We start from the raw sequence: 1753 nt of genomic DNA, 5'->3' as shown, positions 1-1753 counted from the left end.
CCCCCTGACTCCGCCCCCTCCCCCTATCGCACGACTCAAAGGAGACCACCGTGAGCGATACCACCGCCAAACCCCGCCTGCAGCGGGCGCTCGGCCTCACCGGACTGACCCTCTTCGGGGTGACCTACATGACGGTCATCACCGTGTTCACCACGTACGGCATCGTGAACCAGGTGACCGACGGGCATCTGCCCGCGGCGTACATCGTCGCCGTCATCACCATGCTCTTCACCGCGGCGAGCTACGGCGCAATGGTGCGCAAGTACCCCGTCGCGGGATCCGCCTACACGTACTCGCAGCAGTCGTTCGGCGGCGCAGCAGGGTTCTTGACCGGCTGGGTGATGCTGCTCGACTACCTCTTCATCCCGATGATCAACTTCATGCTCATCGGCATCTACCTGAACACGCAGTTCCCCGCGGTGCCGATCTGGGTCTTCACGCTCGCCGCCCTGCTGCTGGTGCTCGTGTTCAACATCCTGGGCATCAACCTGGTCAACAAGGTCAACTTCGTGATCATCGCGCTCTCGGTCGTGCTGGTCGTCGTGTTCGTCGCCCTCGCGTTCAAGCAGTACCTGGGCGGCGATCAGTCGGTCGGCCTCATCGAGCCCTTCACCTTCGGCGAGGGCGGCATCGGCGCGGTCGCCTCGGGCGCCGCGATCCTCGCACTCTCGTTCCTCGGCTTCGACGCCGTGTCGACGCTCTCCGAGGAGGCGAAGCAGCCGCGCCGCGACATCCCGCGCGCGATCGTGCTCGCGACGCTGCTCGGCGGGTTCTTCTTCATCCTCGTGTCGTGGGCGGGCGCGCTCGCATTCAACCCCGATTGGGAGACGCTGAGCCCCGAGCAGATCGACGCCGCGGGCACCACGGTGATGGACAGCTTCGGTGTGAGCTGGCTGACGGCCTTCTTCGTCGCCATCTACGTGGTGGGCGCCTTCGGCTCCGGCATGACCGGCCAGGTGTCGGTCTCGCGCATCCTCTACGCGATGGGCCGCGACGGCATGCTGCCGAAGCCGCTCTCGCGGCTGCATCAGCGCTACAGCACCCCCGTCGTGGCCGCTGTGGTCGTCTCGGTATTCGCACTCTCCGCACTGTTCCTCTCGCTCGACACCGTGGCGTTCATGATCAGCTTCGGCGCGCTCGCCGCGTTCGCGATGGTCAACCTGTCGGTGATCCGCTCGTACCTCTTCCCGAAGCACGGCAAGCGGCCCGAGGGCGCCTGGGCGTGGATCCGCTACGGACTCATGCCGCTCATCGGCTTCGCGCTGACGATCTGGCTGTGGACATCGCTGCAGGCGCTCACCTGGCTCGTCGGCGCGATCTGGCTCGCCGTCGGCGTCGTCATCATCGCGATCGTCACCGGCGGGTTCCGCCGCCCGGTGCCGAAGATGGACTTCTCCGAGCAGGATCCCAGCACCCAGCAGATCGATCAGCTGGCCGAGGAGTACCCGCTCGACCCGCGCTAGTCGCACCGCCCGCGAGCGCGCCGGTCCCCGCCAGCACGGGTGGGGGCCGGCGCGCTCGCGCGTCTGCGTCGCTCGCGGCCCAGGCGGCCGAGACCGGCCCCGCGCGCCGCTCCCGGCCGAGAACGCCGAGACCGAGCCCTCGCGCCGAGACCGAGGGATTCCGCGCCGGAAATACGCTCGTGCTCGCGCGGAACCCTCGTGCTCGGCGCGGGGGCGGTCCGTTATACACATCTGACGCTGCCGACGACCTACCCTGTGTATATCCTCGTGGTGCGCTGCACATTAAAAAA

Annotated in this window: 1 protein-coding gene; it reads left to right on the top strand. The window is 67.4% G+C overall.

Going from position 1 to position 1753, the window contains the following annotated elements; translation table 11 throughout:
- The first annotated feature begins 50 nt into the window (after positions 1-50).
- Positions 51-1463 (top strand): APC family permease, encoded by a 1413-nt coding sequence (locus NS354_RS09800; RefSeq protein ID WP_058594326.1) that lies wholly within the window; start codon positions 51-53, stop codon positions 1461-1463.
- The last annotated feature ends 290 nt before the right edge of the window (positions 1464-1753 follow it).

The organism is Leucobacter chromiiresistens (genome assembly GCF_001477055.1).
GTDB classification, from domain to species: Bacteria; Actinomycetota; Actinomycetes; order Actinomycetales; family Microbacteriaceae; genus Leucobacter; species Leucobacter chromiiresistens_A.
Note: the sequence above shows the minus strand (reverse complement) of the source record. Positions and strands in the feature narration are given on the sequence as shown.